The following is a 26,854-nucleotide window of genomic DNA, read 5'->3' as shown; positions in this document are numbered from 1 at the left end:
AGGCGGTGGCGCCCCGAGCGGTGGTGTCAGGCCTGGGCGGCAGCGTCGAGCACGTCGGCAAGGGCCTTCGGCTCACTGAGCATCGGCCAGTGCCCTGTGGGCAGATCGAACAGCCGTCCACCGGCCAACCCGGCGAACAACGGGTGCCTCGCACCGATCATCTGCTCCACCACCGCAAGCGGGAAGGTGCAGGCGACAAGCGCGGTGGGGACCGGCCGACCGCCGGTGCGACGCACCGGGTCGGTGGAGGTCCGCAGCGGCTGCGGTGTGGCCCGGGCCCGCAGGAGGGCGAGTGTCGGCTCGTCCAACCCGGCCAGGTTGGTCGGGTCGGCCGCGGGGTCGAAGGCCGGCGGCGGCAGGAGGTGGCCGTCGCCGATCGCGGCCCGCAGGCGCTCCTGCTCCTCCGGCGGCACCGTGTCGAACTGCGCGGTGCCGTCGGGCAGCGGCCCGCTCTCCACATAGACCACGCGGGCGATCCGGTCCGGGATCCGGTCCGCCGCCTGGGCAACCGGCAGGCCGCCGCCGGAGTGCCCGACCAGCAGGACATCGTGCAGGTCCTCGACCTCGATCAGGCGGACGATGTCGGCGGTGTGCGTCTCCAGGCTCACCTCCGGACCGGCCAGGTGGTCGCGCTCGGCCAACCCGGTAAGCGTCAGCGGGTACACCTCGTGCCCCTGCGTGCGCAGCGTCCCGGTCACCTCCCGCCATGCCCAGGCACCCAGCCAGAACCCTGGTACCAGCACGAACGTCGCCATCTGTTGCTCCTTCACTCGGTTACCGACAGACCGTACGATCGAACCCGGACAGATTCCGCCCGGTTTGAAGGAGTGGCCCGTGTCACATCCCGCCGGTCGGGTGCTGGCCCTGCTCGAACTGCTGCAGACCCGGCACCGGGCGACGGCCGCCGAACTCGCCGGCCGGCTCGGTGTGGACGAGCGGACAGTGCGGCGGTACGCCACCACACTTGTCGAGCTGGGCATCCCGGTCACCGCCGACAGGGGTCGCCACGGCGGCTACCGGCTGCACTCCGGCTACAAGCTGCCGCCACTGATGCTCACCGACGACGAGGCGGTGGCCGTGCTGCTCGGCCTTGTCGTCGCGGAGCGGGTCGGCCTCGCCACCGAGCAGCCGGCCACCGCCACCGCGCTGGCGAAGATCCGCCGGGTGCTGCCGGCGGCGCTCGCCGACCGGCTGGCCGCCGTGCAGGAGCACCTCGGCTTCACCCTGCGCCGCCCGGAGCCGGAGCGCGGACCGACGTCGGGCACCCTGCTCGCCCTTGCGGCGGCCGCCCGGCACCGGCAGCGGGTGGCGCTGGACTACCGCTCCTGGCGCGGGGAGCAGTCGCACCGCGAGCTCGACCCGTACGGGCTTGTCTTCCACGCCGGTCGCTGGTACGTCACAGGTCACGACCACCGGCGCGGGGAGGTTCGCACCTTCCGACTGGACCGGATCGGCGCCGTGACGCCCGGCGCGGCGACGTTCACCGTGCCGGACGGCTTCGACCCGGTCGCCCGGGTCACCCGGTCGTTGGCTCGCGTGCCGTACACCCACGAGGTCGAGGTGCTGCTGGAGACCGACCTGCTCACCGCCCGCCGCCGTGTCCCGCCCAGCGTGGCCGAGATGACCGTTACCACCGGCGGAGTGCTGCTGCGGGCTCGGGCGGAGAGCCTGCCCGGCATGGCCGCGCTGCTCGCCGGGCTGGGCTGCCCGTTCACCGTGCGGTATCCGGACGCGTTGCGCGACGCGGTGGCCGAGCACGCACGCCTGCTTGCCGAGTGGGCCGCCCGGCCAGCAGGTGGGCAGCCGCCGTCGCCACGCCGCCCTCTGGACTAGGCTGCCGGCGATGGACGACGTGACCCGGATTCCGGTCGGCGGCGAACGGCCGTACGACGTGCTGGTTGGACGCGATCTGCTGGGCGCGCTGCCCGGCCTTCTGCCCGGTGCGACCCGGGCGGCGGTGCTGCACGCGCCCCCGCTCAAGGCCCTGGCCGACGCGCTCGGCGAACGCCTGCGCGCGGCAGGGGTCGAGCCGCTGCCGATCGAGGTGCCCGACGCCGAGTCCGGTAAGCAGATCGACGTGGCGGCCGCCTGCTGGGACCGGCTGGGAGCGGCGGGCTTCACCCGTACCGACGCGGTGGTCGGCGTGGGCGGCGGCGCGGTGACCGACCTGGCCGGCTTCGTCGCGGCCTGCTGGCTGCGCGGCGTGCGCTGGGTGCCGGTGGCGACCTCGCTGCTGGGCATGGTGGACGCCGCCGTGGGCGGAAAGACCGGCATCAACACCGCCGCCGGCAAGAACCTGGTGGGCGCGTTCCACCCGCCGGTCGGTGTGCTTGCCGACCTCGCCACCCTGGACAGCCTGCCCGCCGTCGACCTCGCGGCCGGCCTGGCCGAGGTGGTCAAGTGCGGCTTCATCGCCGACCCGGTGATCCTGGACCTGATCGAGCGTGACCCGGCAGCGGCCACCGACCCGCGCGGGCCCGTCGCCCGGGAGCTGATCGAGCGGGCGATCCAGGTCAAGGCCGACGTGGTCGCCGGTGACCTGCGCGAATCCGGCCTGCGGGAGGTCCTCAACTACGGGCACACCCTCGCGCACGCGATCGAACAGAACGAGGGATATCGCTGGCGGCACGGCCACGCCGTGGCCGTGGGTCTGGTGTACGCCGCGGCGCTGGCCCGCCTCGCCGGCCGGCTGGACGCGCCGACCGCCGACCGGCACCGGAGCGTCCTGGCCGCGCTCGGCCTGCCGGTGAGCTATCCGGCCGAGGCCTGGGAGCGACTGCTGGCAGTGATGCGGGTGGACAAGAAGGCCCGGGGCAGCAAGCTGCGTTTCGTGGTGCTGGACGGGCTGGCCCGCCCGGCGATGCTGGAGGGCCCGGCCGACACGCTGCTCGAAGCGGCCTACCGCGAGGTGGCCGCCCCGTGAAGGTCTACGTGTTGAACGGGCCGAACCTGGGCCGGCTGGGCACCCGGGAGCCGGCGGTGTACGGCTCGACAAGCTACGCCGACCTGGTGGCGCTCTGCGAGGCCACCGGCCGGGAGTTGGGGCTCGACGTGACGGTCCGGCAGACCGACGCCGAGCACGAGCTGCTCGACTGGCTGCACGCCGCCGCCGACGAGAGCGCCGCCGTGGTGCTCAACCCGGCCGCCTGGTCGCACTATTCATACGCGGTGCGTGACGCCTGCGCGATGCTGCGCGGGCCGCTTGTCGAGGTGCACCTGTCCAACATCCACGCCCGCGAAGAGTTCCGGCACCACTCGGTGGTCTCGGCGGTGGCCACCGGGGTGATCTGCGGCCTCGGCATCGACGGCTACCGCCTCGCCCTGCACCACCTCGCCACCCGCACCGCCTGACCGCCGCCCGACGCGCCAGTTGCGCACCTTCCTGCGGCGTCCCCGCCATCTCATCGCACCGAGCGTGATGGCGGCCCTCGGGCGCCGGTTGTCACTGTCGGTTGCCCCCGCCCCGCCCGGCTTCGGGGACCACCTTCCCGGTTCGCTGCCTTTGCTCTGCTTCAACGGACGCAACACCTGTCTTGAGCTGCGCATACCCGATCGTTGGTGCCGATCGTCCCCGTTGGGCGGGGTGTACGAAGTGTGACTGTTGCGTCCGTTGAAGCAGAGCAAAGGCCGGAGAGGGTGGGGTGCCCGTGACGCATGGGTTACTGTTTGTCACCGCTGCCTGACGTTGTGCGGGCGGCGAATGGTGGGGCCGACCACGGCGGGTAACACGACTGGGCGCAGCTTGTAGACTTGCCAGGTCTGTCCGCCAATTGATGATCAAGGCAGGAAATGGCCTCCACCAACGACCTCAAAAACGGCCTGGTACTCAACCTCGACGGCGAGCTCTGGTCCGTCGTCGAGTTCCAGCACGTCAAGCCCGGTAAGGGTGGTGCCTTCGTGCGCACCACGCTGAAGAACGTGCTGTCCGGGAAGGTGGTCGACAAGACCTTCAACGCGGGCACCAAGGTCGAAACCGCGACCGTTGACAAGCGCACGATGCAGTACCTGTACGCCGACGGCGAGGACTACGTCTTCATGGATCTGGAGACCTTCGACCAGATCACCGTTCCCGGCGGCACCGTCGGGGAGGCAGCCAACTACCTGCTGCCCGAGGCGGAGGCGACCGTCGCCACCCACGAGGGTGTGCCGCTCTACATCGAGCTGCCCACAAGTGTCGTGCTCGAGGTCACCTACACCGAGCCGGGCCTGCAGGGTGACCGGTCGACCGGCGGCAACAAGCCGGCGACCGTCGAGACCGGTGCCACAGTGCCGGTCCCGCTGTTCATCACCACCGGTGAGAAGATCAAGGTCGACACCCGCGACGGCCGTTACCTCGGCCGCGCCTGATGGCTGAGGGTCCCAAGCAGCAGATGCCGGCGCGCCGCAAGGCGCGCAAGCGGGCGCTGGATGTCCTCTACGAGGCCGACCTGCGGGACCGGCCCCCCGTGGAGGTGCTCGCCGGCTACCTCCAGCGCATCGAACGGCCCCACCCGGAGCACCTTGGCTACGCGGTGGGCCTGATCGAGGGGGTCGCCGAACACCTCAACCGGATCGACGAGCTGATCGCCAGCTACGCCGAGGGCTGGACCCTGGACCGGATGCCTGTGGTCGACCGCAATCTGGCCCGGGTCGCCGTCTACGAGTTGCTCTACGTCGACGAGATCGACGACGCGGTGGCGATCAGCGAGGCCGTTGAGTTGGCCCGGCAGATGTCCACCGACGATTCGCCGCGCTTCCTCAACGGCCTGCTCGGCCGTATCGCCGAGTACGCCACCCGCTGAGGTCAGGCACCCGTACCACCGAAAGGGCCCGTGCCGGATGGCACGGGCCCTTTCGGGTGGAGCGACAGCTCAGGAGGCGAAGAACGCCCGCGGGTCGGCGACCAGCACACCGTGCTCGGTGAGCCGCTCGATCAGCCCCGACGGCGAGGCGTCGTAGACGATCGCGAGCGCCCGCAGGTCGTCGGCGCGGATGGAGAGCACCCGACCGTTGTAGTCACCACGCTGCTGCTGGATGGCGCGGGCGTAGCGGGCGACGTAGGCCAGGTCCTCGGAGGCCTCGTCGTAGAGCCGCTCCAGGTCCAGGACGATCTTGCTGGTGGGCTCGTGACGGACACCACTGCCATCGGGCAGCAACTCCGAGACGGGGACACGGTAGAACTCGGCCAGCTCGGCCAGACGGGAAACCGTCACGGCCCGGTCGCCACGCTCGTACGAGCCGACCACCACGGCCTTCCACCGCCCGTTCGACTTCTCCTCCACACCCTGCAGGGACAGGCCCTGCTGCTGGCGGATGGAGCGCAGGCGGGCGCCCAGAGATTTGGCGTATTCAGAGGGCATTCGGACACTCCCAGTGCTGCTCGGGGTTCTCCCGTCGATCGCTACGGAGCGTGACGGTACGGGGAATGCGACACGTGGTCAAGTGGTCGGGACCCCACCGTTGGGGAGCATCGCGGGAGTTATCCCCATCCGTGGGCCTGATCCGATGGTCAGCGGCCGCCGTTCATCGGCCCGGTGACCACTGGTAACGTGGCGTGAAGCCCCGGCCTGAGCTGCGTCAGCGGTCCGGCCGGAGGTGCCCGACATCCTTTAACGACCCGTCCCGTGAGGCGGGGAAGGAGGTCTGCCGTGGCGTACCCACCGGCGGCCCGATCGTCACCACCGCGACAACCCTCGGTGAAGGTCATCCTCGACAGCGCCGACGTGCAGCGCGTGGTCGACCGCATCGCCCACCAGATCCTGGAGAAGACCCAGGGCGCCGCCGACACCGTGCTGCTGGGGATTCCCACCCGTGGCGCGCCCCTGGCCCGGCGGCTCGCGGCCCGGATCAGCACCTTCGAGGACGTGGCCGTCCCGGCCGGTGTGCTCGACATCACGCTCTACCGTGACGACCTGCGTCGGCACGGCACCCGCGCGGTCGGCCCCACCCAGGTGCCCAGCGGCGGCATCGACGGCAAGCGGGTCATCCTCGTCGACGACGTGCTCTTCTCCGGCCGCACCGTCCGGGCCGCGCTCGACGCGCTCAACGACGTGGGCCGTCCGGCATCGGTGCAGCTCGCGGTCCTGGTCGACCGCGGCCACCGGGAGTTGCCGATCCGCGCCGACTACGTGGGCAAGAACATTCCGACTTCGCTCGCCGAGAGTGTCAAGGTGACACTCGCCGAGACCGACGGCGTCGACGAGGTCAAGCTGTACGGGGGGGCAACCGCATGATCAAGCACCTGCTCTCCGGCGCGGACCTGGACGCCGACACCGCCACCGAGATCCTCGACACCGCCGCCGAGATGGCCACTGTCGCCGGCCGCGAGATCAAGAAGCTGCCCGCGCTGCGCGGCCGTACGGTCGTGAACCTCTTCTACGAGGACTCCACGCGTACCCGGATCTCGTTCGAGGCGGCGGCGAAGCGGCTCAGCGCCGACGTGATCAACTTTTCCGCGAAGGGGTCCAGCGTCACCAAGGGCGAGAGCCTGAAGGACACGGCGCTGACCCTGCAGGCCATGGGGGCCGACGCGGTGGTCGTCCGGCACCCCGCCTCCGGAGCGCCGCACCGGCTGGCCAACTGGGTGGACGGGTCGGTGGTGAACGCGGGTGACGGCACCCACGAGCACCCCACCCAGGCGCTGCTCGACGCGTACACCATGCGGGCCCGGCTGGGCCGGCTCGCCGGCCTGTCGGTGGCGGTGGTCGGGGACGTGCTGCACTCCCGGGTCGCCCGCTCGAACGTCCTGCTGCTCTCCACCCTCGGCGCGAAGGTGACACTTGTCGGCCCGCCGACCCTCATTCCGGTCGACATCGCGGGCGCCCTCGCACCCGGCACCGACGTGTCCTACGACCTCGACGCGGTGCTGCCCGACGTCGACGTGGTGATGATGCTGCGGGTGCAGCGGGAACGGATGAAGGACTCCTACTTCCCGTCCGCCCGCGAGTACGCCCGCCGCTACGGGCTGGACGGGCCACGCATGCGCCGGCTGCCGGAGCACGCCATCGTCATGCACCCCGGCCCGATGAACCGGGGCATGGAGATCACCCCCGAGGTGGCCGACTCACCCCGCTCCACGATCGTCGAACAGGTCACCAACGGGGTTTCCGTGCGGATGGCCGTCCTGTACCTGCTGCTCGGAGGAAACAACCGGTGACCGCGTACCTCATCACGAGCGTGAGCGTCGTCGGCGCCGCGCCGACCGACGTGCTGATCCGCGACGGCGTCGTCGTCGAGGTCGGCGCGGGGCTGTCCGCGCCGGACGCGACAGTCATCGACGGCACCGGCCTGGTGGCCCTGCCCGGCCTGGTCGACCTGCACACCCACCTGCGCGAGCCCGGCCGCGAGGACGCCGAGACCGTCGAGTCCGGTTCCCGCGCCGCGGCCTTGGGCGGCTACACGGCGGTCTGCGCGATGGCCAACACCTCACCGGTGGCCGACACGGCAGGCGTCGTCGAGCAGGTGTGGCGGCTCGGCCGCGAGGCCGGGCTGGTCGACGTGCAGCCGATCGGCGCGGTGACCGTCGGCCTGGCCGGCGAGCGCCTGGCCGAGTTGGGCGCGATGGCCGACTCGGCCGCCCGGGTGCGGATCTTCTCCGACGACGGGCACTGCGTGGCCGACCCGTTGCTGATGCGCCGTGCCCTGGAGTACGTCAAGGCGTTCGACGGGATCATCGCCCAGCACGCCGAGGAGCCCCGACTCACCGAGGGCGCCCAGATGCACGAGGGCGAGGTCTCCACCCGGCTCGGGCTGATCGGCTGGCCGGCGGTCGCCGAGGAGGCGATCATCGCCCGGGACGTGCTGCTCGCCGAGCACGTGGGCAGCCGCCTGCACGTCTGCCACGTCTCCACCGCCGGCAGCGTCGAGGTGCTGCGCCAGGCCAAGGCCCGTGGGGTACGCGTCACCGCCGAGGTTACGCCGCACCACCTGCTGCTCACCGACGAGCGCGCGGAGAGCTACGACCCGGTGTTCAAGGTCAACCCGCCGCTGCGGACGGCCGCGGATGTCGCCGCGCTGCGCACCGCGCTCGCCGACGGCGTCATCGACATCATCGCCACCGACCACGCCCCGCACGCCGTGGAGGACAAGGAGTGCGAGTGGGCGTACGCCCGACCGGGAATGCTCGGTCTGGAGACGGCCCTCTCCATCGCGCTCGACGTGCTCGGCCCCGAATGGGACCTGATCGCCGAGCGGATGTCGCGCACCCCGGCCCGGATCGCCGGCCTGACCGGGCACGGCGTCGACCCGGCACCCGGTGTGCCGGCCAACCTGACCCTTGTCGACCCGGCCGCCCGCCGCACCATCGAACCGGCGGAGCTGGCCAGTCGCAGTCGCAACACCCCGTACGCCCGCATGACGCTGCCAGGTCGCATCGTGGCGACCTTCCTGCGTGGCGAGCCGACGGTCCTGGACGGAAAGGCTGTCAAGTGAGTAAGCGCAGGCCCGCGATCCTCGTACTCGAGGACGGGCGCACGTTCCACGGCGAGGCGTACGGCAGTGTCGGGGAAACCTTCGGCGAGGCCGTCTTCAACACCGGCATGACCGGCTATCAGGAGACCCTCACCGACCCGTCCTACCACCGGCAGGTGGTCGTGCAGACCGCGCCGCACATCGGCAACACAGGCGTCAACGGCGAGGACGACGAGTCCGACCGGATCTGGGTCGCCGGGTACGTCGTGCGCGATCCGGCCCGGATCGGCTCGAACTGGCGGGCCACAGGCGGTCTGGAGGACCGGCTCGCCACCGAGGGCGTGGTCGGCATCAGCGGCGTGGACACTCGTGCGCTGACCCGGCACCTGCGTGAGCGGGGCGCCATGCGGGTGGGCATCTCCAGCGTCGAGACGGACCCGGAGAGCCTGCTGGCCCGGGTCCGGCAGTCACCGCAGATGGTCGGCGCGGACCTCTCCGCCGAGGTGACCACCGCCAAGCCGTACGTCGTCGAGGCGATCGGCGAGCGGCGGTTCACCGTCGCGGCGCTGGACCTGGGCATCAAGCGCAACGTGCCACGGCGGCTTGCCGAGCGCGGGGTGACCACCCACGTCCTGCCCGCCTCGTCGAGCATCGAGGACCTGCTCGCCACCGGCGCGGACGCGGTCTTCTTCTCGCCCGGCCCGGGTGACCCGGCGACCGCCGACGCTCCGGTGGCGCTGGCCCGGGAGGTGCTGACCCGGCGGATCCCGCTGTTCGGCATCTGCTTCGGCAGCCAGATCCTCGGCCGGGCGCTGGGCTTCGGCACCTACAAGCTGGGCTACGGCCACCGTGGCATCAACCAGCCGGTGCTCGACCGGGTCACCGGCAAGGTGGAGGTGACGAGCCACAACCACGGCTTCGCGGTGCAGGTGCCGGGTGCGGGTGACGGCGCGGTCGTCCCCGACCAGGTGATCGACACCGAGTTCGGTGGAGTCCAGGTGTCGCACGTCTGCCTCAATGACAACGTGGTCGAGGGGCTGCGGGCTCTGGACGTGCCCGCGTTCACAGTGCAGTACCACCCGGAGGCGGCGGCCGGCCCGCACGACGCGGACTACCTCTTCGACCGATTCGCCGAGCTGATCGAGGGCCGTGCCCCCGACCAGCAGTCCAGCGAGGGCCGGAACCACAGCGAGGGGCGCAGCAATGCCTAAGCGGAGCGATCTCAAGCACATCCTGGTGATCGGCTCGGGGCCGATCGTCATCGGGCAGGCCTGCGAGTTCGACTACTCCGGCACCCAGGCGTGTCGGGTGCTGCGCAGCGAGGGGATCCGGGTCAGCCTGGTCAACTCCAACCCGGCCACGATCATGACCGACCCGGAGTTCGCCGACGCCACGTACGTCGAGCCGATCACCCCGGAGTTCGTGGAGCTGGTTATCGCCAAGGAGCGCCCGGACGCGATCCTGGCGACCCTCGGCGGGCAGACCGCGCTCAACACCGCCGTCGCCCTGCACGAGAACGGCGTCCTGGAGAAGTACGGCGTCGAGTTGATCGGCGCGAACATCGACGCGATCAACCGGGGCGAGGACCGCCAGCTGTTCAAGGAGATCGTCGCGAAGGCCGGTGTCCGGCTCGGCGTCGACGACCCGGCCGGGCTGGTGCCCCGCTCCCGGGTCTGCCACTCGATGGACGAGGTCGAGGCGACAGTCGCCGAGCTGGGCCTGCCGGTGGTGATCCGGCCGTCGTTCACCATGGGCGGTCTGGGCTCGGGCATGGCGCACACCCCTGAGGACCTGGCCCGCATCGCCGGCGACGGCCTGGCCGCCAGCCCCGTGCACGAGGTGCTCATCGAGGAGAGCGTGCTCGGCTGGAAGGAGTACGAGCTCGAACTGATGCGCGACAGGCGCGACAACGTGGTCGTGGTCTGCTCGATCGAGAACATCGACCCGATGGGCGTGCACACCGGCGACAGCGTCACAGTGGCCCCGGCCATGACGCTCACCGACCGGGAGTACCAGCGCCTGCGTGACCTGGGCATCGCGGTGCTGCGCGAGGTCGGTGTCGACACCGGCGGCTGCAACATCCAGTTCGCGGTCAACCCGGCCGACGGCCGGATCGTCGTGATCGAGATGAACCCGCGGGTGTCCCGGTCGTCGGCGCTGGCCTCCAAGGCGACTGGCTTCCCGATCGCCAAGATCGCCGCGAAGCTGGCCATCGGTTACACCCTCGACGAGATCCCCAACGACATCACGTTGAAGACCCCTGCGGCGTTCGAGCCGACCCTGGACTACGTGGTGGTGAAGATCCCCCGGTTCGCGTTCGAGAAGTTCCCCGGCGCGGACCCGGAGCTGACCACCACGATGAAGTCGGTGGGCGAGGCGATGAGCCTGGGCCGTAACTTCACCGAGGCGCTGAACAAGGCGATGCGCTCGATGGAAACGAAGGCGGCCGGGTTCTGGACCCTGCCCGACCCGGAGGGCGTCACACTGGCGGACACCCTCGCCGCGCTGCGCATCCCGCACGACGGCCGGCTCTACACGGTCGAGCGGGCGCTGCGCCTCGGCGCGTCGATCGCCGAGGTCAACGCGGCGTCCGGCGGAATCGACCCGTGGTTCCTGGACCAGATCGTCGCGCTTATCGAGCTGCGGGCGGAGATCGTGGACGCCGCGGTGCTCGACGCCGAGCTGCTGCGCCGCGCCAAGCGGGCCGGCCTGTCCGACCGGCAGCTCGCCGCGCTGCGGCCGGAGTTGGCGGCCGAGGACGGCGTACGGACCCTGCGGCACCGGCTCGACGTGCGCCCCGTCTACAAGACCGTTGACACCTGCGCGGCCGAGTTCGAGGCGACCACGCCGTACCACTACTCGACGTACGACCTGGAGACCGAGGTCGCACCGTCGGACCGGCCGAAGGTGCTGATCCTGGGCTCCGGCCCGAACCGGATCGGGCAGGGCATCGAGTTCGACTACTCGTGCGTGCACGCCGTGCAGGCGCTGCGGTCGGCCGGTTACGAGACCGTCATGGTCAACTGCAACCCGGAGACCGTCTCCACCGACTACGACACCGCCGACCGGCTCTACTTCGAGCCGCTGACGTTCGAGGATGTCCTGGAGGTCTGGCACGCCGAGGACTCGTCCGGCCGGGCGGCCGGTGGGCCGGGTGTGGTCGGTGTGGTCGTCCAGCTCGGCGGGCAGACGCCGCTCGGGTTGGCGCAGCGGCTCAAGAACGCCGGTGTGCCGATCGTCGGCACCTCGCCGGAGTCGATCCACCTTGCCGAGGAGCGGGGTGCCTTCGGCCTCGTGCTGGCGCGGGCCGGGCTGCGCGCGCCCGCGCACGGCATGGCCACCTCCTACGACGAGGCCAAGGCGATCGCCGACGAGATCGGCTACCCGGTGCTGGTCCGGCCGTCGTACGTGCTGGGCGGGCGGGGCATGGAGATCGTCTACGACGACCCGACGCTGCGCGACTACATCGGTCGGGCCACCGACATCTCCCCGGACCACCCGGTGCTTGTCGACCGGTTCCTCGACGACGCCATCGAGATCGACGTGGACGCGCTGTGCGACGCCGACGGCGAGGTCTACATCGGTGGCGTGATGGAGCACATCGAGGAGGCCGGCATCCACTCCGGTGACTCGTCGTGCGCGCTGCCGCCGATCACCCTCGCAGGGTCGCACCTGGCCGAGGTCCGCCGCTACACCGAGGCCATCGCGCGTGGCGTCGGAGTGCGCGGCCTGCTCAACGTGCAGTACGCGCTCAAGGACGACGTGCTCTACGTGTTGGAGGCCAACCCGCGCGCCTCGCGGACCGTCCCGTTCGTCTCGAAGGCCACGGCGGTGCCGCTGGCCAAGGCGGCGGCCCGGATCGCGCTGGGCGCGAGCATCGCCGAGTTGCGCGCCGAGGGCCTGCTGCCGGCGACCGGTGACGGCGGCACGATGCCCGCCGACGCGCCGATCGCGGTCAAGGAGGCGGTGCTGCCGTTCAAGCGCTTCCGTACCCGCGCGGGCAAGGGGATCGACTCGCTGCTCGGGCCGGAGATGAAGTCGACAGGCGAGGTGATGGGCATCGACACCAACTTCGGGCATGCCTTCGCCAAGAGCCAGTCGGCCGCGTACGGCTCGCTGCCCACCGCCGGGAAGATCTTCGTCTCGGTGGCCAACAGGGACAAGCGGGGCATGATCTTCCCGATCAAGCGGTTGGCCGACCTGGGCTTCGAGATCGTGGCGACCACCGGCACCGCCGAGGTGCTGCGTCGGCACGGGATCGCCTGCGAGCAGATCCGCAAGCACTACCAGGCCGGTGAGGGCGACGACGCGGTGTCGCTGATCCTCGGCGGCCACGTGGCGCTTGTCATCAACACGCCGCAGGGTTCGGGTGCCAGCGCCCGCTCCGACGGCTACGAGATTCGCAGCGCCGCCGTCACCGGGGACATCCCCTGCATCACCACGGTCCCCGGTGCCGCCGCGGCGGTGATGGGCATCGAGGCGCGGATCCGGGGCGACATGCAGGTCCGCCCGCTTCAGGATCTGCACGCCATGCTGCGGGCTGCCAAGTGACAGTGTTCGAGCGTGCGGTACGGCCCTTGTTGTTCCGGATCGGCGGTGGCGACGCGGAGGCCGCGCACGAGTGGACACTGCGGCGGCTGGCCGCGCTGTCCCGGCGGCCCGCCGCGCTCACCGCCCTCCGCGCCCGCTACGCGGTGAACGCGCCGCGCACGGTCTTCGGGGTCCGGTTCCCGAACCCGGTCGGGCTGGCCGCCGGCATGGACAAGGACGGCGCGGCGCTGGCGGCCTGGCCGGCGCTCGGCTTCGGCTTCGTCGAGGTGGGCACGGTCACCGCACACGCGCAGCCGGGCAATCCCCGGCCGCGCCTGTTCCGGCTGCCGGCCAGCGAGGCGGTGGTCAACCGGATGGGCTTCAACAACGCCGGTGCTGCCGCGCTGGCCGCCCGACTGGCCGCGCTGCCGCGCCCGATCGGTGTGCCGTTGGGCATCTCGCTCGGCAAGTCCAAGGTGACCCCGCTCGACGAGGCTGTCGAGGATTACCTCACCTCGTACCGTGCGCTGCGCGGGCACGGCGACTACTTCGCCGTGAACGTCTCCTCACCGAACACTCCGGGCCTGCGCTCGTTGCAGGACCGTACGCACCTGGACGCGCTGCTCGCCGCACTGGTGGGGGAGAAGCCGGTCCTGGTCAAGATCGCCCCTGATCTGACCGAGGCGGCCATCGCCGAACTGCTGGAGGTCTGCCTGGCCCGGGGTGCGGCCGGGGTGATCGCCACCAACACCACACTGGCCCGTGACGGGCTGGCGTCGACGGACGCGCAGCGCGGCGCGGAGACCGGTGGGCTGTCCGGCCGCCCGCTGACCGGTCGGGCCCGGGAGGTGGTCGCCTTCGTCCACCGGGAGACCGGTGGCCGGCTGCCGATCATCGGGGTCGGCGGAGTGCTGGACCCGGACGACGCCGCTCGCATGTTCGACGCCGGCGCCGCCCTGGTGCAGCTCTACACCGGCTTCATCTACCGGGGCCCCGCCCTGGTCCGGGCCGTCGCCCGCGCGAAGGCCACCACGGGAGCACCTGACCCGGTCGCCGGCCGGTGACCGCAGGGGCGGTCGAGCCGACTGCGGCCTCCGTGTCCGGCGGCCTGGTCGTGCGTCGTGCCGCTCCGGCTCTGGTGTCGGTTGGCGTGGTCGTGCGCCCTGCCGCGCCGGCCGCCGACCTGTCCCCGCGTCCTTTGCTCTGCTTCACCCGACGCAACACCCGGTGTCCGGATACCGGACGTTGGCCGTTGCGTGGGTTGAAGCAGAGCAAAGGACGCGCACAAGTGGTCCGGCACCGCGCAGCGGCGCGTGCCGTTGGCGGCGATCGAGCCGCCCAGGCTGGGAAGGAACGCGCGTGACGCCCGAGGAGATCCTGGCCGGCGACCGGGCGCACGTGTGGCACCCGTACACGGCGCTGCCGGCGGCGAACCCGCCCTACGTGGTGGACAGCGCCGAGGGGGTGCGGCTGCGGCTGGCCGACGGCCGGGAACTGGTGGACGGCATGTCGTCCTGGTGGGCGGCAATCCACGGCTATCGGCACCCGGTGCTGGACGCGGCGGTGACCGACCAGCTCGGCCGGATGAGCCACGTGATGTTCGGCGGCCTCACCCACGAACCGGCGGTGCTGCTCGCCCAGACCCTTGTCGAGCTGGCCCCGGACGGCCTGGAGCACGTGTTCCTGGCCGACTCCGGCTCGGTGAGCGTCGAGGTGGCCGTGAAGATGTGCCTGCAGTACCAGCGGGCGGTCGGCCGGCCGCAGCGGCGCCGGCTGGCGACCTGGCGGGGCGGCTACCACGGCGACACGTTCCACCCGATGAGCGTCTGCGACCCGGAGGGCGGGATGCACCACCTCTGGGGTGACGTGCTGCCCCGGCAGGTCTTCGCCCCGGTCCCGCCGGGCGGCTTCACCGACCCGCCCGACGAGGCGTACGTGACGGCGTTGGCGGACACGATCGAGCGGCACGCCGACGAACTGGCCGCCGTGATCGTGGAGCCTGTGGTGCAGGGCGCGGGCGGGATGCGCTTCCACCATCCCGGGTACCTGCAGGTGCTGCGCGAGGTGACCCGCGCCCACGGGGTGTTGCTGATCTTCGACGAGATCGCCACCGGGTTCGGCCGTACCGGCACCATGTTCGCCGCCGAGCACGCCGGGGTGGCCCCGGACGTGATGTGCGTGGGCAAGGCGCTCACCGGCGGGTACCTGACCCTTGCCGCGGCCCTGTGCACCCCGGAGATCGCCCGGGGCATCTCCGCCGCGGGCGTCCTGGCCCACGGGCCCACCTTCATGGGCAATCCCCTGGCCTGTGCGGTGGCCAACGCCTCCATCGGGCTGCTGCGGGCGGGGGACTGGGCGGGGCAGGTCGCCAGGGTCGGCGAGGGCCTACGCGTCGGCCTGGAGCCACTGCGCGGCACGCCAGGCGTGACCGACGTGCGGGTGCTCGGCGCGATCGGGGTGGTCCAGCTCGACCACGAGGTGGACCTCGGCGCCGCCACCACTGCGGCGGCCGAGCAGGGGGTGTGGCTGCGGCCGTTCCGCGACCTGATCTACACGATGCCGCCGTACGTCACCGACGACGCCGACCTGGCCCGGATCGCGGCCGGCGTGGCGGCGGCGGTGGCGGCCGGCTGAGGCGGCCCGGCTGTCGGGTCGACGGGTACTCCGGGCGGGTCGCCGCCCGGACGAGGAGAGGGGAAGTACCGGATGGAGAGCTTCGGCACCCGACTGCACCGAGCCGTCGGCGAGCGAGGACCGCTCTGTGTGGGCATCGATCCGCATCCCGGTCTGCTGGCCCGTTGGGGTCTCGCCGACGATCTCGACGGTCTTGACCGGTTCAGCCGGACCGTCGTGGACGCCCTCGGTGACCGGGTTGCGGTGGTCAAGCCTCAGTCGGCCTTTTTCGAGCGGTTCGGGTCCCGCGGTGTGGCGATCCTTGAGTCAACTATCCGACAGTTACGGGCAGCCGGTTCGCTCGTTTTGTTGGACGTCAAGCGTGGCGACATCGGCTCAACGGTCAGCGCGTACGCCTCGGCTTACCTCGATCCATCCAGCCCCTTGTATGTCGACGCCGTCACCGCGAGCCCCTACCTGGGAGTAGGTTCGCTGGCCCCGATGTTCGAACTCGCTGCCCAGCACGGCGGCGGTGTCTTCGTGCTCGCCCTCACCTCGAACCCCGAGGGCGCCGCCGTCCAGCGCGCGCGCACCGCCGACGGACGCACCGTCGCGCAGACCGTGATTGACGAGATTTCCCAGCTCAACAGGGGTGCGGACCCCCTCGGAAGCTTCGGTCTGGTGGTCGGCGCGACCATTGGGGACACCGGTCACGACCTATCCGGCGTGGGGGGTCCGCTGCTCGCGCCGGGGCTCGGAGCGCAGGGCGCCGGGGCTGCGGACCTACGTACCGTGTTCGGTTCGAGCCTTCCTGCGGTGCTCCCGTCGTACTCCCGCGAGGTGCTTTCGGCGGGCCCGGACGGCACCGCCCTGCGGGCCGCCGCCGACCGGGTGTTGGCCGAGTGCAGGGCCGTTCTGGCTGCCCGGTGACTGACTGACGGCTCGGTCACTCTGCGATGATCATCGCGCGCCCACGTTGCCGAAAGCTCCGCTGACCGCTAGTTTTCCCCGCGCTGGGAACCACGGACCCCTTGGTTCACAGCGACACCACGTTTCACAGATGCGGCGGTGCGCCCCGCCCGCCGCGATAGGGACCTGAGGAGAACTGGTGCCGCTCCCGTCACTGACCCCCGAACAGCGCGCTGCCGCGCTCGAGAAGGCCGCGGAGATCCGCAAGGCCCGCGCCGAGCTGAAGGAGCAGCTCAAGCAGGGCAAGACCACCCTCGGTGCCGTCCTTGAACGGGCCGAGGGCGACGATGTCGTCGGCAAGCTCAAGGTCTCGGCCGTCCTGCAGGCGATGCCGGGCATTGGCAAGATCCGGGCCACCCAGATCATGGAGAAGCTCAAGATCGCCGACAGCCGTCGCCTGCGCGGCCTCGGCGAGCAGCAGCGCAAGGCACTGCTTGGAGAGTTCGCCGCCAACTGAACCTGGCAGCGTGTAGAAACAAGCAGTGAGCACGGATGACGAGGCGCGCCCGGCGGCTCGGCTCACTGTCCTGGCTGGACCTTCGGGTTCCGGCAGGGAGAGTGTCGTCGAGCTCGTCCGGGCGCGTTCTCCGTTCGTGTGGATCCCGGTGCCGGCAACGACAAGGCCGCGCCGGGAGCCGGAGGTGGACGGGGAGGACCGGGTCTTCCTCGCCGCCGCGGAGTTCGAGCGCCGGGTGGCCGCCGGCGACCTGCTCGAGTGGTCCCGGATCGGCCCGTACCGCCGGGGCACCCCGTACCCCCCGCTGCGCGCCCGGCTCGACGCCGGGCAGCCGGTCCTGCTCCCGCTCGACCTGGCAGGCGCCCAGCTGGTCCGGGCACGACTGCCCGACGCCCGGCTGGTGCTGCTGAGCCCACCCGGGCAAACGCCCGACGCCGCAGTGGTGGCGGCCTTCGCGTACGCCCTGACCCACGACCTCACCGAACGGGTGGCTGTCGAGCTGGTAGGCTTACTCGGTTCTTCTTATCCGGATCCGGCCTGGTCGCGCGTGCGTGGCTGACGCCGACCGCCGTTGAGACTCAGCACCGCGTCCGCGCGGCTCGAAAGACGCAGAGGTTAATTCGTGGGATCCATCGCCAACCCCGAAGGCATCACCAACCCGCCGATCGACGAGCTCCTCGAGAAGACGACGTCGAAGTACGCGCTCGTCATCTTCGCCGCCAAGCGTGCGCGCCAGGTCAACGCCTACTACAGCCAGCTCGGTGAGGGCCTCCTGGAGTACGTCGGCCCGCTCGTCGAGACCACCCCGCAGGAGAAGCCCCTCTCCATCGCCATGCGTGAGATCAACGCAGGCCTGCTCACCGCCGAGCCGACCGACCAGCCATAAGCGTCGGCACGCCGATGTCCGCTCGGATCGTCCTCGGGGTCGGTGGCGGCATCGCCGCCTACAAGGCATGTGAGCTCCTGCGGCTCTTCACCGAATCGGGTCATCAGGTCCGTGTCGTGCCGACCGCGTCGGCGCTCCGGTTCGTCGGGGCGCCGACCTGGGCGGCGCTCTCCGGCCAGCCGGTCGCCGACGACGTCTGGTCCGACGTGCACGAGGTGCCACATGTCCGGCTCGGCCAGGAGGCCGACCTGGTGGTGGTCGCGCCGACCACCGCTGACCTGCTCGCCAAGGCCGCGCACGGGCTCGCCGACGACCTGCTGACAAACACGCTGCTCACCGCGCGTTGCCCGGTGGTGCTGGCCCCGGCCATGCACACCGAGATGTGGGAGCACCCGGCCACCGTCGCCAACGTGGCCACCCTGCGCGCCCGAGGCGTCCGGGTCATCGAACCGGCCGTCGGTCGACTCACCGGCGTCGACACCGGCAAGGGCCGGCTGCCCGCTCCGGCGGAGATCTTCGCGGTCGCCCGCCAACTGCTGGCCCGTGGCGGGTCGGCACCGGCCGACCTCACCGGTCGTCATGTGGTGGTCACCGCTGGCGGCACCCGGGAGCCCCTGGACCCGGTCCGTTTCCTCGGCAACCGTTCGTCGGGCAAGCAGGGCTACGCGTTCGCCCGCGCGGCGGTCGCCCGGGGCGCCCGGGTCACGCTGATCGCGGCGAACGTCTCCCTCGCCGACCCCGCCGGGGTCGACCTGGTCCGGGTGGGCTCCACCGCCGAGTTGCGGGAGGCCACCCTGAAAGCCGCCGTCGAGGCCGACGCGGTCGTGATGGCTGCGGCTCCGGCCGATTTCCGGCCCGCGACGTACGCGACTGGCAAAATCAAGAAGTCGGACGACGGTGTCGCGCCGACCATCGAGCTCGTCACGAACCCGGACATCGCGGCGGAGCTCGGCCAGCGTAAGCGACCGGAGCAGGTGCTTGTGGTGTTCGCCGCCGAGACCGGCGACGCGGAGGCCAACGGTCGGGCGAAGCTCGTCCGCAAGCGGGCCGACCTGATCGTGGTCAACGAGGTCGGGCCCGACAAGGTCTTCGGCGCCGACACCAACACGGTGACGGTCATCGGAGCGGACGGCTCGGTGAGCCGCCTGCCGGAGCAGGCCAAGGAGGCCGTGGCCGACACCGTGTGGGATCTCGTCGTGGCGCGGCTGGCCGACCGCTCCTGACGAGTGGAACTGGACGTGACCGATCCCGACACCGGCCGCAGTGGTGACTAGACTGCCGCGAACGACTTCACACGCTTAGGAGTGCCGTGACACGCCGCCTCTTCACGTCCGAATCGGTCACGGAAGGCCACCCGGACAAGATCGCCGACCAGATCAGCGACGGTATTCTCGACGCGCTGCTCACCGAGGATCCGCACAGCCGGGTTGCGGTGGAAACCATGATCACCACCGGCCAGGTGCACATCGCCGGTGAGGTCACCACGAAGGCGTACGCCGACATCCCGACGATCGTGCGCAAGACCATCCTCGACATCGGCTACGACTCGTCGAAGAAGGGCTTCGACGGCGCGTCCTGCGGCGTCAGCGTCTCCATCGGAGCGCAGTCCGAGGACATCGCGCAGGGCGTGGACAACGCCTTCGAGCTGCGTACCGGGGCGTCGGAGAGCGCACTGGACGCGCAGGGCGCCGGCGACCAGGGCATGATGTTCGGCTTCGCCTGCTCGGAGACGCCGGAGCTGATGCCGCTGCCGATCGCCCTCGCGCACCGGCTGGCCCGCCGCCTCGCCGCGGTCCGCAAGGACGGCACCATCCCGTACCTGCGCCCGGACGGCAAGACCCAGGTCACCATCGAGTACGAAGGGCTGCGCCCGGTCCGGTTGAACACAGTTGTCGTGTCCAGCCAGCACGCCGCGGACATCTCGCTGGAGTCGCTGCTCACGCCGGACGTGCGCGACCACGTGATCGCCCCGGAGCTGGAGAGCCTCGGTCTGGACACGGACGGCTACCGGCTGCTCGTCAACCCGACCGGCCGGTTCGAGATCGGCGGCCCGATGGGTGACGCCGGCCTGACCGGCCGCAAGATCATCGTCGACACCTACGGCGGGTACGCCCGGCACGGCGGCGGCGCGTTCTCCGGCAAGGATCCGTCCAAGGTGGACCGCTCGGCGGCGTACGCGATGCGCTGGGTGGCCAAGAACGTGGTCGCCGCCGGCCTGGCCGAGCGGTGCGAGGTGCAGGTCGCCTACGCCATCGGCAAGGCGCACCCGGTGAGCCTGTTCATCGAGACGTTCGGCACCGAGACGGTGCCGGTCTCCTCGATCGAGAAGGCCGTCAACGAGGTGTTCGACCTGCGCCCGGCAGCGATCATCCGGGACCTCAACCTGCTCCGCCCGATCTACCAGCAGACCGCCGCGTACGGCCACTTCGGCCGTGAGTTGCCGGACCTGACGTGGGAGAGCACCGACCGGGCCGCCGACCTCAAGTCGGCCGCGGGAGCCTGACCGCCACCAGGCGTAGCGACCGGCGACCCGCTGCGGGGTCGCCGGTCGCGCGCGTCTGCGTGGACGTCCCGTTGGCGCACCTGGACCGACCGTTCGACTATCTGGTGCCGGCCGACCTGGACGACGTGGCGGTGCCCGGCACCCGGGTGAAGGTGCGCTTCGCGGGGCAACTCGTCGACGGCTGGCTGCTGGCCCGCGCCGACGACTCCGGGCACACCGGCCGGCTCGCGTACCTGGAGAAGGTGGTCTCGCCGGAGCCGGTGCTGTCGCCCGAGGTGGCCCGGCTGGCCCGCGCGGTCGCCGACCGGTACGCGGGCAACCTCGCCGACGTGCTCCGGCTCGCCGTGCCGCCCCGGCACGCCCGCGTGGAGAAGGAAGCCCGCGCCGACCACCTCAGCCCTTCGACCGCCGCCGAAGCCGCCGAAGCCGCCGACGCCGACGCCGACGCCGACGCCGCGGACGTCCCCGTCGCTGAAAGCGCCGTCGCCGACGCTGTCGCCGGGGCCGCAGCTCCCGCTGCCTATGGCAACGGTCACGCTGCCGGCGGCGGTGCTGTTCACGCTGCCGACGCGGCAGCCCCGGCCGGCCGGGACGTGGCCGCCGTACCCACGGCCACGGCCGGGGCCGACGCGGACCCGGCGGTTGGGTCCGCGCCGGTGGATCCGCGCGGGTGGCGGGATTACCCGACCGGGCCTGCCCTCCTGGCGGCGCTCACCGACGGCCGGGCACCCCGCGCGGTCTGGTCGGCGCTGCCCGGCGAGGACTGGGCGGCCCGTTACGCCGACGCGGTGGCCGCCACCGTCGCCGGGGGGCGCGGTGCGGTGGTCGTGGTGGCCGACGCCCGTGACCTCGATCGGCTCGACGCCGCGCTCACCTGTGTGCTCGGCCCGGGGCGGCATGTCAGCCTCTCCGCCGCGCTCGGGCCGGCCCGGCGCTACCGGGCGTTCCTCGCCGCCCGGCGCGGGGAGGTTCCGGTGGTGATCGGCACCCGGGCGGCCATGTTCGCCCCGGTGGACCGACTCGGCCTGGTCGCGGTCTGGGACGACGGCGACGATCTGCACTCCGAACCCCGGGCGCCCTATCCGCACGCCCGCGACGTGCTGCTCACCCGCGCCCAGCTCGCCGAGGCCGGCGCGCTCGTCGGTGGGTACGCCCGCACGGCCGAGGCGCAACTCCTGCTGGAGACGGGGTGGGCCCGGGAGGTGGTCGCCGACCGGGCGACAGTACGGGCCCGGATCCCGACAATCGCGCCGACCGGTGACGACCCGCAGTTGGCCCGCGACCCGGGGGCGGCCACCGCGCGGCTGCCCAGCCTGGCCTGGACGGCCGCCCGAGACGCCATCCGGGCGGACCTGCCGGTGCTGGTGCAGGTGCCCCGGCGTGGCTATCTGCCCTCGATCTCCTGCGCCGAGTGCCGGACTCCGGCCCGCTGCGCGCACTGCGCCGGCCCGCTGGCGTTGCCGTCGGCCGGCGGCACTCCGGCCTGCCGCTGGTGCGCCCGGGTGGCCGCCGCGTACGCCTGCCCGCAGTGCGGTGGCCGGCGGCTGCGGGCGGCGGTGACGGGCGCGCGGCGTACCGCCGAGGAGTTGGGCCGGGCCTTTCCCGGCGTGCCGGTGCGCACCTCGGGCCGGGAGGAGGTGCTCACCGACGTGCCGGGCGGCGCGGCTCTGGTGGTGGCCACGCCCGGTGCCGAGCCGGTCGCCGAGGGCGGCTACGGCGCGGTGTTGCTGCTCGACTCGTGGGCCCTGCTGACCCGTGCCGACTTGCGCGCCGGTGAGGAGGCGCTGCGGCGCTGGATGGCCGCCGCGGCCCTGGCCCGGCCGGCCCCGGCCGGCCGGGTGGTGGTGGTCGCCGACGGCGCGCTCGCCCCGGTGCAGGCGCTGCTGCGGTGGGACGCGGCCTGGTTCGCCGGCCGGGAGTTGGCCGAGCGCCGGGAGTTGGGTTTCCCGCCGGCGGTGCGGATGGCGAGCGTCACAGGCTCCGCCGAGGCGGTGGCCGACCTGCTCGCCGCCGCCCGGCTGCCCGGCGACGCCGAGGTGCTCGGCCCGGTGCCGGCCGACGAGGGCCGGGAGCGGATGCTGGTCCGGGTGCCCCGCGCTCGGGCCGCCGCGCTCGCCGAGGCGCTGCACTCGGCCGCCGGGGCGCGGGCCGCCCGCAAGGCCGCCGACCCGGTCCGTCTCCAGGTCGATCCGCTGAGCCTCTTCTGACCGTTTCGGTCCGCGCCGACGGCCCCTGGCCTGGTCCGGGACGCCTGTGCTCGCACACCGCGTCCGGCAAAGTGGTGGCGCCCGAGTGGTAGCATCGCCCGTCATGCCATGGCGTACGACGGCTCCAGGTCGCGACGGGGCGTCAGACGCGCCGAGCTGGGTCCTCGCCGGATGGCGGGAACGCGTCGGTCGGGCGCGATGTCGATGATGTCTTTGAGCCGGTGATCAGGGGTGGACCAGTCGTGACCGTTCGACAATCGATCGTCTTCAACGGCGACCTGGGCAGCGGCAAGAGCACGGTTTCGGTGGAGATCGCCAACCGGCTTGGGATGCGCCGGGTGAGCGTGGGTGACCTCTATCGGGAGATGGCGCAGCAGCGGCAGATGACCGCCCTGCAGCTCAACCTGCACGCCGAGCTCGACCAGGCCGTCGACGGATACGTCGACCAGCTCCAGCGGGACATCGCCGCCTCCGGCGAGCACCTCGTCATGGACTCCCGGCTGGCGTGGCACTTCTTCACGAACGCGCTCAAGGTGCACATGATCACCGAGCCGGGGGAGGCGGCCCGCCGGGTGCTGGCCCGCCCGTCCGGGCCTGCGGAGAGCTACGCCTCGCTGGAGGAGGCCAAGGCCAAGCTCCGCGAGCGCAGCGAGAGTGAGCGGAGCCGGTTCATCGTCCGCTACGGGGTGGACAAGGCTCGCCTGCGCAACTATGACCTGATCTGCGACACGACCCGGGCGTCCGCCGCCGAGGTGGTCGAACACATCATCGCCGCGTACGAGGGCACGCTCGGCGCCGACGTCCTGCGGGATTGCTCGCCGCTGCTGCTGCTGGACCCGGCCCGGGTCTACCCGACCGAGGACATCGCGACGCTGCGCGGTCTGTGGGACAGCGACTTCGTCGGTGACGTGGCCGAGGCCGGTGACGAGTCGCTGGAGCCGTTGAAGATCGGTTTCACCGGTGAGTACTTCTTCGTCGTCGACGGGCACCGCAGGCTCAGCGCCGCTCTGCAGAACGGCTTCTCCCTGGTGCCCGCCCAGCTCGTCGCGGAGGTCGACGAGCCGGTCGTGGGCGGCATGAGCGCCATCGACTTCTTCGCCGCGCAGGTGCGCCCCGGCGTGGTCTACGACTGGGAGTCCGCCCACAAGATCCAGCTGCCGCTGCCGGAGCCCGCTCTGCTCGGCGGCGCCACGGTCCTCGCCGGGGAGCCGGGCGTCAGCGCCTGAGAGTCAGTTCGTCGGGCCGGCCACCGCGGCCGTGCCGGTGACGCTCGGCACCCCGGCGGTGGCCGATCGAGGTACGCCGGCCGGCGCCCCGCCGTGCACTCCGTAGACTGGTACGGCACCGCACGTCCCACACATGAAGGAGTCGTCCCGCGTGACCGTCCAGCCCATCCGTCTTTTTGGGGATCCGGTGCTGCGCACGCCGGCCGATCCGGTGGTCGACTTCGACGCCGAGCTGCGTCGGCTCGTGGCCGACCTCACCGACACGATGCGTGAGCAGGGCGGCGCCGGCCTGGCCGCGCCGCAGCTCGGTGTGAGCCTGCGGGTGTTCACCTTCGACGTCGACGACGTGCTCGGGCACCTGATCAACCCGGTGCTGGAGTTTCCCGACGAGGAGGAGCAGGACGGCCCGGAGGGCTGCCTGTCGATCCCCGGGCTCTACTTCGACACCAAGCGCCGGCAGAACGTCATCGCCAAGGGCTTCAGTTCGTTCGGCGACCCGATGCAGATCGTCGGTACCGGCCTGATGGCCCGCTGTGTGCAGCACGAGACCGACCACCTCGACGGGGTGCTCTTCCTCGACCGGCTCGATCCGGAGGGGCGTAAGGAAGCCATGAAGGCGATCCGTCAGGCCGAGTGGTACGACGCGGCAGCCCCGCCGACGGTCAAGCTGAGCCCGCACCTCAGCGACCCCTTCGGTCTGGGGCGGTGACCCGGATGCGCGTGATCTTCGCCGGTACTCCGGCCGTGGCCGTTCCCGCCCTGGCCGCCGTCGCGGCCTCCCCGCACGAACTGGTGGCCGTGGTCACCAGGCCCGACGCGCCCGCCGGGCGTGGGCGTGGCCTGTCCCGCTCCCCGGTCGGCGCGTGGGCCGACGAGCACGGCGTCGAGGTGCTCACCCCGGCCCGCCCTCGCGACCCGGAGTTCCTCGACCGGCTGCGCGAGCTGGCACCGGACTGCGTGCCTGTGGTCGCCTACGGCGCGCTGGTGCCGCCGGCGGCCCTGGAGATCCCCCGGTACGGGTGGATCAACCTGCACTTCTCGCTGCTGCCCGCCTGGCGCGGCGCCGCGCCCGTGCAGCACGCCGTGCTGCACGGCGACGAGCTGACCGGGGCCAGCGTCTTCCAACTGGAGCAGGGTCTGGACACCGGGCCGGTCTTCGGCACCCTTACCGACGAGATCCGCCCCACCGACACCTCCGGCGACCTGCTGGAGCGGCTCGCCGACTCCGGCGCCGGGCTGCTGGTGGCGGTGCTCGACGCGATCGCCGACGGCACCGCCCGGGCCGAGCCGCAGCCCGCCGACGGTGTGTCGCTGGCGCCGAAGCTGACAGTGGAGGACGCCCGGGTGCGCTGGGCTGACCCGGCCTTCGCCGTGGACCGGCGGATCCGCGCCTGCACTCCGGCCCCCGGGCCGTGGACGACATTCCGGGACGAGCGGGTGAAACTCGGCCCGGTCGTGCCGGTGGCCGACGGCCCGGACCTGAAACCAGGGGAGCTGTTGGTGGAGAAGTCCCAGGTGCTTGCCGGAACGGCCACCGTGCCGGTGCGCCTCGGCGAGGTTCGTGCCGCGGGTAAGCGGGCCATGCCGGCGACTGACTGGGCGCGCGGCGTCCGGGTCAGCACCGGCGAGGCCTTCGCGTGACGGCCCCGGAGGGGACCCGCCCGAGCCGTGGTGGTTCGTCGGCCGGCCGCGGTGTGGATCGTCGGCCCGTCCGGCCTCCACTGGACCGGCCACGGCGCGCGGCGTACGAGGCGGTGGCCGCCGTGCACCGCGACGACGCGTTCGCCAACCTGGTGCTGCCGATCATCCTGCGCGACGAGGGGCTGTTCGGTCGGGACGCGGCCTTCGCCACCGAGCTGACCTACGGCACCCTGCGCCACCTGGGCACGCTGGACGCGATCCTCACCGACGCGGCCGGCCGGGACGTGGCCCGGATCGACCCGCCGGTGCGCGACGCGCTGCGGATCGGGGCCTACCAGTTGCTGCACACCCGGGTGCCCCCGCACGCGGCCGTCTCGTCGACAGTGGATCTGGTCCGTGCCGTCGCGCCGGGCGCCACCGGGTTCGCCAACGCGGTGCTGCGCGAGGTGTCCACCCTCGACTCCGACGGGTGGGTGGCCAAGCTGGCTCCGCCGATGGATACCGACCCGGTCGGGCACCTCGCCCTGGCGTACAGCCATCCACAGTGGATCGTGCGGGCCTTCTCCGAGGCGCTCGGCGGTGACCTGGGCGAGACGGAGCGGCTCCTGATCGAGGACAACGAGCGGCCTCCTGTGCACCTGTGCGCCCGCCCCGGCCTGATCGACCCGGTCGAGTTGGCCGACCAGGTCGGTGGTGCCCCCGGCGCCTTCTCGCCGTACGCCGTCTATCTGTCCGGCGGCGCGCCGGGTGACGTGCCTGCGGTGGTCGACGGCCGCGCCCACGTCCAGGACGAGGGCTCGCAGCTCGTGGCCGTCGCGCTCGCCGACGCGCCGCTTGACGGCCCGGACGGGCGCTGGCTGGACCTGTGCGCCGGCCCGGGCGGCAAGGCCGGCCTGCTCGGCGCGCTTGCCGCGCAGCGCGGCGCCCGCCTGACCGCCGTGGAGGTGGCCGAGCATCGGGCCCGGCTGGTGTCCCAGGCGACCCGAGGTCTGCCGGTCACCGTGCTGGCCATGGACGGCCGGGAGGTCGGCGCGGACCCGAAGTTGCCCGAGGGGCACTTCGACCGGGTGCTTGTGGACGCCCCGTGCACGGGGCTGGGGTCACTGCGCCGCCGGCCCGAGTCGCGCTGGCGGCGCCAGCCGTCCGACCTGCCGCAGCTCACCCGGCTGCAACGGGAACTGCTCGGCGCGGCGCTGCGGGCGGTCCGCCCGGGCGGCCTCGTCGCCTACGTCACCTGCTCGCCGCACACCGTGGAGACGCACGTGACGGTGACCGAGGCGGCGCGTCGCAGCGGGGTGTCGGTGGACTTCGTCGACGCCCGGCCGTTGCTCCCGGCGGGGATGCCCGGTCTGGGCGACGGCCCCACCGTGCAGCTCTGGCCGCACCGGCACGGCACCGACGCGATGTTCCTCGCTGTCCTGCGCCGAGGCTGAG

25 protein-coding genes are annotated in these 26,854 nt (G+C 72.1%); 23 read left to right on the top strand and 2 right to left on the bottom strand.

The genetic code is table 11. The features are described 5' to 3' along the window. Nucleotides 1–26: 26 nt before the first annotated feature. A complete protein-coding gene (locus ACFY2Q_RS24200) occupies nt 27–755 on the bottom strand; it encodes an alpha/beta fold hydrolase (RefSeq protein ID WP_387133786.1) in 729 nt (242 codons plus the stop codon). A 79-nt stretch (nt 756–834) separates the two neighbouring features. Here ACFY2Q_RS24200 and ACFY2Q_RS24195 point away from each other — a divergent pair, with 79 nt between their 5' ends. The 5 genes from ACFY2Q_RS24195 to nusB all read left to right on the top strand — a co-directional run bounded on the left by ACFY2Q_RS24195 (nt 835) and on the right by nusB (nt 4,781). Continuing rightward, a complete protein-coding gene (locus ACFY2Q_RS24195; protein WP_387133784.1) occupies nt 835–1,833 on the top strand; it encodes a helix-turn-helix transcriptional regulator in 999 nt (332 codons plus the stop codon). Between the two features lie 10 nt (nt 1,834–1,843). Then, nucleotides 1,844–2,923, top strand: a complete 1,080-nt coding sequence (gene aroB / locus ACFY2Q_RS24190) for a 3-dehydroquinate synthase (RefSeq protein WP_387133783.1) — start codon at nt 1,844–1,846, stop codon at nt 2,921–2,923. Then, nucleotides 2,920–3,351, top strand: a complete 432-nt coding sequence (gene aroQ, locus ACFY2Q_RS24185) for a type II 3-dehydroquinate dehydratase (protein ID WP_387133782.1) — start codon at nt 2,920–2,922, stop codon at nt 3,349–3,351. The genes aroB and aroQ overlap by 4 nt, the downstream gene beginning before the upstream one ends. Before the next feature lie 438 nt (nt 3,352–3,789). Further along, nucleotides 3,790–4,347 (top strand): elongation factor P, encoded by a 558-nt coding sequence (gene efp / locus ACFY2Q_RS24180; RefSeq protein WP_053655444.1) that lies wholly within the window; start codon nt 3,790–3,792, stop codon nt 4,345–4,347. 23 nt (nt 4,348–4,370) lie between these two features. Next, entirely contained in the window at nt 4,371–4,781 is a 411-nt protein-coding gene (nusB, locus tag ACFY2Q_RS24175) for a transcription antitermination factor NusB (RefSeq protein WP_387133882.1), read from the top strand. A 69-nt stretch (nt 4,782–4,850) separates the two neighbouring features. On the opposite strand, the gene ACFY2Q_RS24170 is transcribed toward nusB, so the two are convergent. Continuing rightward, entirely contained in the window at nt 4,851–5,339 is a 489-nt protein-coding gene (locus ACFY2Q_RS24170) for a transcriptional regulator (RefSeq protein ID WP_007458348.1), read from the bottom strand. 288 nt (nt 5,340–5,627) lie between these two features. On the opposite strand from ACFY2Q_RS24170, the gene pyrR reads away from it, so the two are divergent. The 18 genes from pyrR to ACFY2Q_RS24080 all read left to right on the top strand — a co-directional run bounded on the left by pyrR (nt 5,628) and on the right by ACFY2Q_RS24080 (nt 26,853). Then, nucleotides 5,628–6,212: a bifunctional pyr operon transcriptional regulator/uracil phosphoribosyltransferase PyrR gene (pyrR, locus tag ACFY2Q_RS24165; protein WP_387133780.1), complete on the top strand. Its 585-nt coding sequence runs from the start codon at nt 5,628–5,630 to the stop codon at nt 6,210–6,212. Next, entirely contained in the window at nt 6,209–7,135 is a 927-nt protein-coding gene (locus ACFY2Q_RS24160; protein WP_387133778.1) for an aspartate carbamoyltransferase catalytic subunit, read from the top strand. The genes pyrR and ACFY2Q_RS24160 overlap by 4 nt, the downstream gene beginning before the upstream one ends. Then, nucleotides 7,132–8,409 carry a dihydroorotase gene (locus ACFY2Q_RS24155; RefSeq protein WP_387133776.1) on the top strand — a complete coding sequence of 426 codons (1,278 nt, stop codon included), beginning with the start codon at nt 7,132–7,134 and terminating at the stop codon, nt 8,407–8,409. The genes ACFY2Q_RS24160 and ACFY2Q_RS24155 overlap by 4 nt, the downstream gene beginning before the upstream one ends. Next, nucleotides 8,406–9,599, top strand: a complete 1,194-nt coding sequence (gene carA / locus ACFY2Q_RS24150) for a glutamine-hydrolyzing carbamoyl-phosphate synthase small subunit (RefSeq protein ID WP_387133775.1) — start codon at nt 8,406–8,408, stop codon at nt 9,597–9,599. The genes ACFY2Q_RS24155 and carA overlap by 4 nt, the downstream gene beginning before the upstream one ends. After that, entirely contained in the window at nt 9,592–12,939 is a 3,348-nt protein-coding gene (gene carB, locus ACFY2Q_RS24145; RefSeq protein ID WP_387133773.1) for a carbamoyl-phosphate synthase large subunit, read from the top strand. The genes carA and carB overlap by 8 nt, the downstream gene beginning before the upstream one ends. After that, a complete protein-coding gene (locus ACFY2Q_RS24140) occupies nt 12,936–13,982 on the top strand; it encodes a quinone-dependent dihydroorotate dehydrogenase (RefSeq protein ID WP_387133771.1) in 1,047 nt (348 codons plus the stop codon). Before carB ends, ACFY2Q_RS24140 begins: the two co-directional genes overlap by 4 nt. Nucleotides 13,983–14,277: 295 nt before the next feature. Then, a complete protein-coding gene (locus tag ACFY2Q_RS24135) occupies nt 14,278–15,552 on the top strand; it encodes an adenosylmethionine--8-amino-7-oxononanoate transaminase (protein WP_387133770.1) in 1,275 nt (424 codons plus the stop codon). 72 nt (nt 15,553–15,624) lie between these two features. Beyond that, a complete protein-coding gene (gene pyrF, locus ACFY2Q_RS24130; protein WP_387133768.1) occupies nt 15,625–16,461 on the top strand; it encodes an orotidine-5'-phosphate decarboxylase in 837 nt (278 codons plus the stop codon). A 178-nt stretch (nt 16,462–16,639) separates the two neighbouring features. After that, nucleotides 16,640–16,957: an integration host factor, actinobacterial type gene (gene mihF, locus ACFY2Q_RS24125; protein ID WP_053655462.1), complete on the top strand. Its 318-nt coding sequence runs from the start codon at nt 16,640–16,642 to the stop codon at nt 16,955–16,957. Nucleotides 16,958–16,982: 25 nt separating this feature from the next. Then, nucleotides 16,983–17,516 (top strand): guanylate kinase, encoded by a 534-nt coding sequence (locus ACFY2Q_RS24120; RefSeq protein ID WP_387133767.1) that lies wholly within the window; start codon nt 16,983–16,985, stop codon nt 17,514–17,516. Nucleotides 17,517–17,579: 63 nt separating this feature from the next. Further along, on the top strand, nt 17,580–17,843 hold the full coding sequence (gene rpoZ / locus ACFY2Q_RS24115; protein ID WP_007075826.1) for a DNA-directed RNA polymerase subunit omega: 264 nt from the start codon (nt 17,580–17,582) through the stop codon (nt 17,841–17,843). A gap of 14 nt (nt 17,844–17,857) precedes the next feature. Further along, a complete protein-coding gene (coaBC, locus tag ACFY2Q_RS24110; protein WP_387133766.1) occupies nt 17,858–19,066 on the top strand; it encodes a bifunctional phosphopantothenoylcysteine decarboxylase/phosphopantothenate--cysteine ligase CoaBC in 1,209 nt (402 codons plus the stop codon). A gap of 86 nt (nt 19,067–19,152) precedes the next feature. Beyond that, on the top strand, nt 19,153–20,346 hold the full coding sequence (gene metK, locus ACFY2Q_RS24105; protein WP_387133765.1) for a methionine adenosyltransferase: 1,194 nt from the start codon (nt 19,153–19,155) through the stop codon (nt 20,344–20,346). A 59-nt stretch (nt 20,347–20,405) separates the two neighbouring features. Further along, complete coding sequence (locus tag ACFY2Q_RS24100) at nt 20,406–22,553, top strand: primosomal protein N' (RefSeq protein ID WP_387133763.1); 2,148 nt, start codon at nt 20,406–20,408, stop codon at nt 22,551–22,553. Nucleotides 22,554–22,795: 242 nt separating this feature from the next. After that, complete coding sequence (locus tag ACFY2Q_RS24095) at nt 22,796–23,779, top strand: AAA family ATPase (RefSeq protein WP_387133761.1); 984 nt, start codon at nt 22,796–22,798, stop codon at nt 23,777–23,779. 151 nt (nt 23,780–23,930) lie between these two features. Next, on the top strand, nt 23,931–24,488 hold the full coding sequence (def, locus tag ACFY2Q_RS24090; protein WP_053655520.1) for a peptide deformylase: 558 nt from the start codon (nt 23,931–23,933) through the stop codon (nt 24,486–24,488). 5 nt (nt 24,489–24,493) lie between these two features. Further along, complete coding sequence (gene fmt / locus ACFY2Q_RS24085; RefSeq protein WP_387133760.1) at nt 24,494–25,420, top strand: methionyl-tRNA formyltransferase; 927 nt, start codon at nt 24,494–24,496, stop codon at nt 25,418–25,420. Next, complete coding sequence (locus ACFY2Q_RS24080) at nt 25,375–26,853, top strand: RsmB/NOP family class I SAM-dependent RNA methyltransferase (protein WP_387133880.1); 1,479 nt, start codon at nt 25,375–25,377, stop codon at nt 26,851–26,853. Before fmt ends, ACFY2Q_RS24080 begins: the two co-directional genes overlap by 46 nt. Nucleotide 26,854: the final 1 nt, after the last annotated feature.

The sequence above is a fragment of the Micromonospora sp. NPDC000316 genome, assembly GCF_042898885.1.
Classification (GTDB): domain Bacteria; phylum Actinomycetota; class Actinomycetes; order Mycobacteriales; family Micromonosporaceae; genus Micromonospora.
This window is presented reverse-complemented; position numbering and strand designations above follow the sequence as displayed.

Excerpts from the sequence above, each read along its gene's own strand:
- ACFY2Q_RS24200 (WP_387133786.1), bottom strand. The coding sequence starts at position 755 with ATGGCGACGTTCGTGCTGGTACCAGGGTTCTGGCTGGGTGCCTGGGCA.
- aroB (WP_387133783.1), top strand. The coding sequence starts at position 1,844 with ATGGACGACGTGACCCGGATTCCGGTCGGCGGCGAACGGCCGTACGAC.
- efp (WP_053655444.1), top strand. The coding sequence starts at position 3,790 with ATGGCCTCCACCAACGACCTCAAAAACGGCCTGGTACTCAACCTCGAC.
- nusB (WP_387133882.1), top strand. The coding sequence starts at position 4,371 with ATGCCGGCGCGCCGCAAGGCGCGCAAGCGGGCGCTGGATGTCCTCTAC.
- ACFY2Q_RS24170 (WP_007458348.1), bottom strand. The coding sequence starts at position 5,339 with ATGCCCTCTGAATACGCCAAATCTCTGGGCGCCCGCCTGCGCTCCATC.
- ACFY2Q_RS24160 (WP_387133778.1), top strand. The coding sequence starts at position 6,209 with ATGATCAAGCACCTGCTCTCCGGCGCGGACCTGGACGCCGACACCGCC.
- carB (WP_387133773.1), top strand. The coding sequence starts at position 9,592 with ATGCCTAAGCGGAGCGATCTCAAGCACATCCTGGTGATCGGCTCGGGG.
- pyrF (WP_387133768.1), top strand. The coding sequence starts at position 15,625 with ATGGAGAGCTTCGGCACCCGACTGCACCGAGCCGTCGGCGAGCGAGGA.
- coaBC (WP_387133766.1), top strand. The coding sequence starts at position 17,858 with ATGTCCGCTCGGATCGTCCTCGGGGTCGGTGGCGGCATCGCCGCCTAC.
- fmt (WP_387133760.1), top strand. The coding sequence starts at position 24,494 with ATGCGCGTGATCTTCGCCGGTACTCCGGCCGTGGCCGTTCCCGCCCTG.